Source organism: Okeania sp. SIO2B9, from assembly GCF_010672505.1.
Classification (GTDB): domain Bacteria; phylum Cyanobacteriota; class Cyanobacteriia; order Cyanobacteriales; family Microcoleaceae; genus Okeania; species Okeania hirsuta.
In genome coordinates this window covers 1-6084 of record NZ_JAAHGK010000361.1, presented here as the reverse complement: position 1 = coordinate 6084, position 6084 = coordinate 1, and the positions used below count along the sequence as shown (strand labels likewise).

The 6084-nt window shown below is 36.3% G+C and carries 5 protein-coding genes and 1 pseudogene; 4 read left to right on the top strand and 2 right to left on the bottom strand.

Annotation, left to right across the window (positions count from 1 at the left end; translation table 11 throughout):
- The first annotated feature begins 71 nt into the window (after positions 1–71).
- Together F6K13_RS14405 and F6K13_RS14400 are read left to right on the top strand one after the other, a co-directional pair.
- Positions 72–272 carry a hypothetical protein gene (locus F6K13_RS14405; protein ID WP_124144744.1) on the top strand — a complete coding sequence of 67 codons (201 nt, stop codon included), beginning with the start codon at positions 72–74 and terminating at the stop codon, positions 270–272.
- A gap of 68 nt (positions 273–340) precedes the next feature.
- Positions 341–679, top strand: a complete 339-nt coding sequence (locus F6K13_RS14400; protein ID WP_124144743.1) for an anti-sigma factor antagonist — start codon at positions 341–343, stop codon at positions 677–679.
- 464 nt (positions 680–1143) lie between these two features.
- Here the strand turns inward: F6K13_RS14400 and F6K13_RS14395 are convergent, their stop codons facing one another.
- Positions 1144–1863 (bottom strand): GUN4 domain-containing protein, encoded by a 720-nt coding sequence (locus tag F6K13_RS14395; protein ID WP_124144742.1) that lies wholly within the window; start codon positions 1861–1863, stop codon positions 1144–1146.
- Positions 1864–2146: 283 nt separating this feature from the next.
- Positions 2147–2827: pseudogene (locus tag F6K13_RS14390) on the bottom strand (protein kinase); the annotation flags it as partial.
- Positions 2828–3257: 430 nt separating this feature from the next.
- Between F6K13_RS14390 and F6K13_RS14385 the strand changes: the two are divergent.
- Both F6K13_RS14385 and F6K13_RS14380 read left to right on the top strand, forming a co-directional pair.
- Positions 3258–3500: a hypothetical protein gene (locus F6K13_RS14385; RefSeq protein ID WP_124144741.1), complete on the top strand. Its 243-nt coding sequence runs from the start codon at positions 3258–3260 to the stop codon at positions 3498–3500.
- Between the two features lie 253 nt (positions 3501–3753).
- Positions 3754–5358 carry a B12-binding domain-containing radical SAM protein gene (locus F6K13_RS14380; RefSeq protein ID WP_124144740.1) on the top strand — a complete coding sequence of 535 codons (1605 nt, stop codon included), beginning with the start codon at positions 3754–3756 and terminating at the stop codon, positions 5356–5358.
- The last annotated feature ends 726 nt before the right edge of the window (positions 5359–6084 follow it).

The window sequence follows — 6084 nt, the reverse complement described above, 5'->3', positions numbered from 1 at the left end:
TTCCTGACTCCTGACTCCTGATTCCTCACAACAGTTATTTATAAGTATTCAACCAAACATGATATAAATTATTGTTTTGGTTAAATTTGTGGTATAAAATCTGTGGTAGTAGATTGAAGAAGGAGTCAGAATCAAGAGTGGGGGACAATTCAGACCCATCACTAATAATTGCAGACCACCAAAGCATCAGATTTGCTGCTGGTATTCAACCCATTTCTTCATCCGCCAGTTGTACAGAATTCTATCTAGCAATTCAGACAGTACGCTACTGACGGCTAATTTACCTCTACCTGAATTCTTTGTTGATAACTGAGACCAAACACTTAAATATTGTTATATCATGATACAAATTGATATTAATACAGTAGTAGAAAATATTACAGTAGTAGAATTAACAGGGGACATTGACGCTAGTACAGCACCTAAAGTTTCAGAAGAAATATTACCTCTAGCGACTCCTGGCTGCAAAATTCTGATAAATATGAGCAATGTGCCATATATGTCTAGTGCAGGGTTGCGCACATTACTATCACTGTACCGACAAACAACAGCAAAGGAAGGAAAAGTTGTATTAGTGGGACTTTCTGAAGAGCTTCAAGATACTATGTCTGTGACTGGGTTTCTAGACTTTTTTGCAACTGCTGAAAATGTTGAGTCAGGAATGGCAACACTAAATTGAAGCAGGTGGTAGTTCAACAATTAATAATTAATTATTAATTATTAATTATTAATTATTACCTCTCCTTCAAAAGAAGAGAATTGACTTAACTGGCTATCAGCTATCAGCATTTGAGCTAGCCTCCTAGGTCGGAACTCGGAACTGCGTTAACAGCTTTTTGACCTTGGGTTTATACCCCGACGAGGGCGTAAAAAAAGTCCTAATGCTGACCGCTGACTGCTATTTAAAGAAAAATTTTGTCTTTTTTCCCCTTTAAAGGAGAGGCTTTAAACCTTGATTATTCGGTTAAATTTTGTTAAGCGGTTCAGCATTTCAAAGTATATATCCAATTTTTGTGAAAGGGAGTAGGAAATATAAATAGGACTTAGGCGCTGACAATAGATATAGGGCTTTGTGCGTTACGCTACTACTAACAAACCCCACTGGACTACTTTGCTACTTTTTTTTCTTGACGGCTGAAACAGCTATATGTTATAATATATTACTATATGCGCGAGATAATAGAACCTGAAATAATACCCACTCATCCCCCCCCACACTATACGCACAAGCCCGCGCACAGGTAGGTTTCCTGTGTAAGCTGTGTCCAGACTAAAAGTGAGTTCAGAGCAATACAACCGTTTTCCTCCTTGACGCGATCCAACTCGATCACCGAACGCTTCCCATATTTTATTATTGTACTGCCTCGTACCACCCAAGCCCTGGTAAATTTGCTTCTGAACAGAAAATCCAAATTTACCATTACTGTATTTTACCCAAAGTTGGTCAATAGTGCGGAGGTCTTCACAAGGAAAATAATTTATATTTTCTATCAACATACAATGCTCAGTTTCTTGATCTGCTTCTTTCCACTTACCTGCTGCTAATAAGTCACGCAAATTAGTATAATCTAACCCTTTAGCTGAAACCAAAGGTACATCAGAAAAAGCAAAATTTTGTGAAGGTTGTTGATTTTTGTGAGTAGTATAAACAGAGGTATTAGACTGAGTAGCAAACCGATAAATATTAGCACTCCTTACATTACTAGCAGAAGAATATTTTGGAGATTGTTGATTGTTTTGAGTATGATAAACAGAAGAATTACCCAACCCTAACTCAGCCAAAACATCCTCAACATTCTGATAACGTTGCTTCTGTTTTTGCTGCACCAAACTATCTAAAACTTTACCCAATTCATCACTCACAAAATTTCCATTTAAACAGTCTCGCTATACCCATTCCATTTCCATTACATTATACAAATCAAATGGATTCATCTAAGTCAATAAATGTAAACAAGTTATATAAAATCCGCTCGGGTTCGGTATAAAAAAAATTTTCATCTTCATCCAAGAGCAAATGTTTCGCGCATTCTCTTCCCTCCTGAATCCTGACTTCCCCTCCTAGGAGGGGGAGGGGCGAGGGGTGGGTTGACTCCTGACTCCTAGATTAACTATCTAATTACACCGATGCTACCGGATTTGATATTACCCCCAAACTATACAGATAGCTCCCAGACTTTGCCTTTCCCATCGACTGCTCCGGGGCACAATATTCTGCCGAACCAATAACTGTTTCTGTCACTGTCCGACGTTGAGTTTTCGGCATAATCTTAGATGCTCCAAAATCAACCAAAACTAACTTTTTATCTGCCTCTATCCTAATAATATTCTCTGGCTTAATATCCCGATGAATCACATTATGACTGTGAACAAACTGCAAAACAGATAATAAGTAAATTAACAATTCTCGAATCTGACTTTCATTAACAACTCCACGGTTATCTAACTCTTGTTGTAGAGTTTCTCCCTGAATAAATTCCTATACTAAATATTGACGACTATCCACAGAAAAATAAGCAAAAAGTTCAGGAATTTGTGGATGCTTTCCTAATAACTCCAACCTTTCCGCTTCCTGTGCAAATAACTCGGCAACTTTTGCCACAGTTTCTGTTCCCTAAGCTTGAGGGAGAAACTGTTTAATCACACAAGGAGGTTTAGAAGGTTTAAACTTATCCACAGCTAAAAAAGTTCGACCAAAACTACCTTGTCCGAGAATACTTTTTGCCCAATAACGTTCTACAAGTAATAGTTGATCTCCACATTTTTAACAGAACTGAAAATTATCGGGATTAATATTCAGACATTCTGAGTTGAGACATTGAGACATGATAATAATTTTTTTTTAGAATCTACTAAACTCTATGACTAAATTATAAACAGGACTTAAGCAGCCAAACAAGAAACTGGGTTTATAGTATTTTTTTGCTTCATGAGGTACATTGACGATCCTCCTAAATCTCCCTTAAAAAGCTATGCTTTATCAACATCTTTCTTCACATAAAAATTGACAAAATAGACAAGTTATGTATAAGTCTTGGAGGGAATTTTTCAGGAGAAAAGTGTATTGAAAAATACATTTTTTTGAAAACTGTAGACAAGATTTTTGCCCCCCACACTCCCCACACTCCCCACCCTCCCCACAAGGTTTTCAGGAGTTCCTTATCAGGTATAGCTTAAAAAGGGGGACTTTGAATACTCCCCTCTTAAAAAGGGGGGCGGGGGGATCTAAAACTGTACCTGATAGATTATTGAATTTATTGTCAGTTATTGTTTTGGAAAAATTACCAGAAATGAGTCATCAGGAGTTAGAAGCTATATTTAGTATTAATGATTTGAAAAAAAACTCTTTTGCTCAGGAATTAATGGCAGAAGCAGAAGAAAGAGGAAAGTTAAAGGTTATTCCTGAATTACTAAAGCAAGGCTTTTCTGTGGAAAAAATTGCTAATATACTTCACCTTGATGTTCGGCAAGTCCAACAATTTATTAATAATCTCAATTAATTAGAATTACTACCAGTAAAGAAAATCTAGGTTTGGTTAATTTATACATTAGTAGAGTGTCTATCAATAGAGAAAACCCAACAAATTTTTTCCTATTCTAGGAGGTAATGATAATTGATAAATGATAACTGAAATGACTACTTTAATAAATAATTAATATTTAATTTATTGCCGAAATTAACTTAATAACGTTAAAGTTAGGCAGAGTTTGTGTAAACAGACATTTAATCCTAATTTGAGGAGCGAATATTTAATGCGAGTTTTATTAATTTATCCCTTATTTCCCCAATCTTTCTGGTCTTTTGAAAAAATTCTGGAACTGATAAATCGCAAAGTAATGCTACCTCCTTTAGGGTTAGTAACAGTAGCAGCTATCTTACCCCAGGAATGGGAATATAAATTAGTCGATAGAAATATTAGGGCAGTCACAGAAACAGAATGGGAATGGGCAGATTTAGTCATACTTTCGGCAATGATTGTCCAAAAAGAAGACTTACATGACCAAATCCGAGAAGCAAAACGACGTAATAAATTAGTAGCTTGTGGTGGCCCATATCCCACAGCATTACCCCAAGAACAATTGGACAGTGGTGTAGATTTTCTAATTCTGGATGAAGGGGAAATTACTTTGCCTATGTTTGTCGATGCTGTCAAACGTGGGGAAACTCACGGTATTTTCCGTGCAGATGGGAATAAACCTGATGTGACAACAACTCCTATTCCCAGATTCGATTTATTGGAAATGCAATATTATGAATCTATGTCGGTTCAGTTTTCCCGTGGTTGTCCATTCCAATGTGAATTTTGTGATATTATTGTTCTGTATGGTCGTAAACCCCGTACCAAAACGCCAGCACAATTATTAGCAGAATTAGATTACTTATACGACTTAGGATGGCGTGGTTCTCTATTTATGGTAGATGACAACTTTATTGGTAATAAGCGTAACGTTAAGTTGTTGCTCAAAGAATTAAAAGTTTGGCAAGCAGAACATCAATGTCCATTTAAACTGACTACAGAAGCTTCCGTTAACTTAGCAGAAGACCCAGAATTAATGCAATTAATGGTAGATTGCAATCTTAGAGCGGTATTTTTAGGAATAGAAACGCCAGATGAAGATAGTTTAGAGTTAACCCATAAATATCAAAATAATCGTAACCCTCTCAATGAAGCAGTAGAGAAAATTATTAAGTCTGGTATCAGAGTAATGGCAGGGTTTATTATCGGTTTCGATGGAGAAAAACCAGGAGCAGGCGATCGCATCGTTAAATTTGTGGAAGAGACAACTATTCCGACTGCCATGTTTAGTATGTTGCAAGTCTTACCAAATACTGCACTTTGGCATCGTCTAAAAAAGGAAGGTCGTCTTTTAGATAAAGGTGCTAACGTTAATCAAGTAACCTTGACAAATTTTATCCCCACCAGACCAATAGAAGATATTGCCAGAGAATATGTAGAAGCATTTTGGCAGTTGTATGACTATGAAAAGTTTTTAGATCGAACTTATCGACATTTTTTAATGATGGGCGCTCCCACTGCTAAAGGTGCTGCAAAAATGCCCAGTTGGATAGAATTACGAGCATTGTTGATTATTTGTTGGCGACAGGGAATAAAGCGGAACACTCGTTGGAAATTTTGGCATCATTTGTTTAGCATTAGAAAAAATAATCCTAGTGCTTTGACATCTTATATAAGTACCTCCGCTCATATCGAACATTTTTATGAGTATCGTCATATTGTCAAAGAAAAAATTGAAGCGCAGTTAGCTGAATATTTAGCTGAGAATAAACAGTTAAATGTCATAGAGAAGGAACAAGAAAGACCAAAATTAAAAAAGGTAAAAGAAGAAGCAGCTTAAAGTCTGCAAGTAGAGAGGTTTAATACAATTTCTCTACATTTCTATTTTTCCTTTGGTTAGCAAAACCACAATCTTTAAATCATTAACTAGCTGTCAGCTAAAAGCTTTCAGCTCGGGTTAAAATCTCCTTTAAATTGCATTTCTCTAGGTTTCAGCGAGCGATCGCTGTTTGTGGAGTATGACCCTAGAAAATGCTGACTGCAACAATTGGTGTTTACGGAGCATTCCGTCAGGAAATACTTTTTAAAATCAGATCATATCTGGTAGCATCGGTATTGTAAGCGCGAAGGTAAGGAAGAAAGCTATTGAGTAAGAAAAAACCTAAATTTCCTGTAGATATTCACCCTTGGGTTTACACAAACGATTGCCTTCGGACATGATATGATTTATAAAGTAAATATTAAGAGGCTGAATTTTTTGGAATACAAGGGTTTTGGGAGTTATAGCCCAATAATATCAAATCCGGTTAAACAGCCATAGAATGGTTAAGTTAGGAGTCCTCAGGAGTCAGGAGTCAGGAGTCAGGAGGAAAAAGAATTACAAAGATAAACGTAGTTATGGCGATTGAAGATTTTTTTTATGTCCAATTAAACGGATTTGATCTAATACCTAAATCCCTGAAAGTTAGGTGAAATAAAGGTTTTATCTAAATTTACAAATCAGCTTTAATAGCGCGATCAAAACTTTATACTTCTATTCCTTTTTCCTTCTTCCCTCCTAATACCA

Bases quoted from the DNA above. Each gene is read 5' to 3' on its own strand.
- F6K13_RS14400 (WP_124144743.1), top strand. From the start codon at position 341: ATGATACAAATTGATATTAATACAGTAGTAGAAAATATTACAGTAGTA.
- F6K13_RS14380 (WP_124144740.1), top strand. From the start codon at position 3,754: ATGCGAGTTTTATTAATTTATCCCTTATTTCCCCAATCTTTCTGGTCT.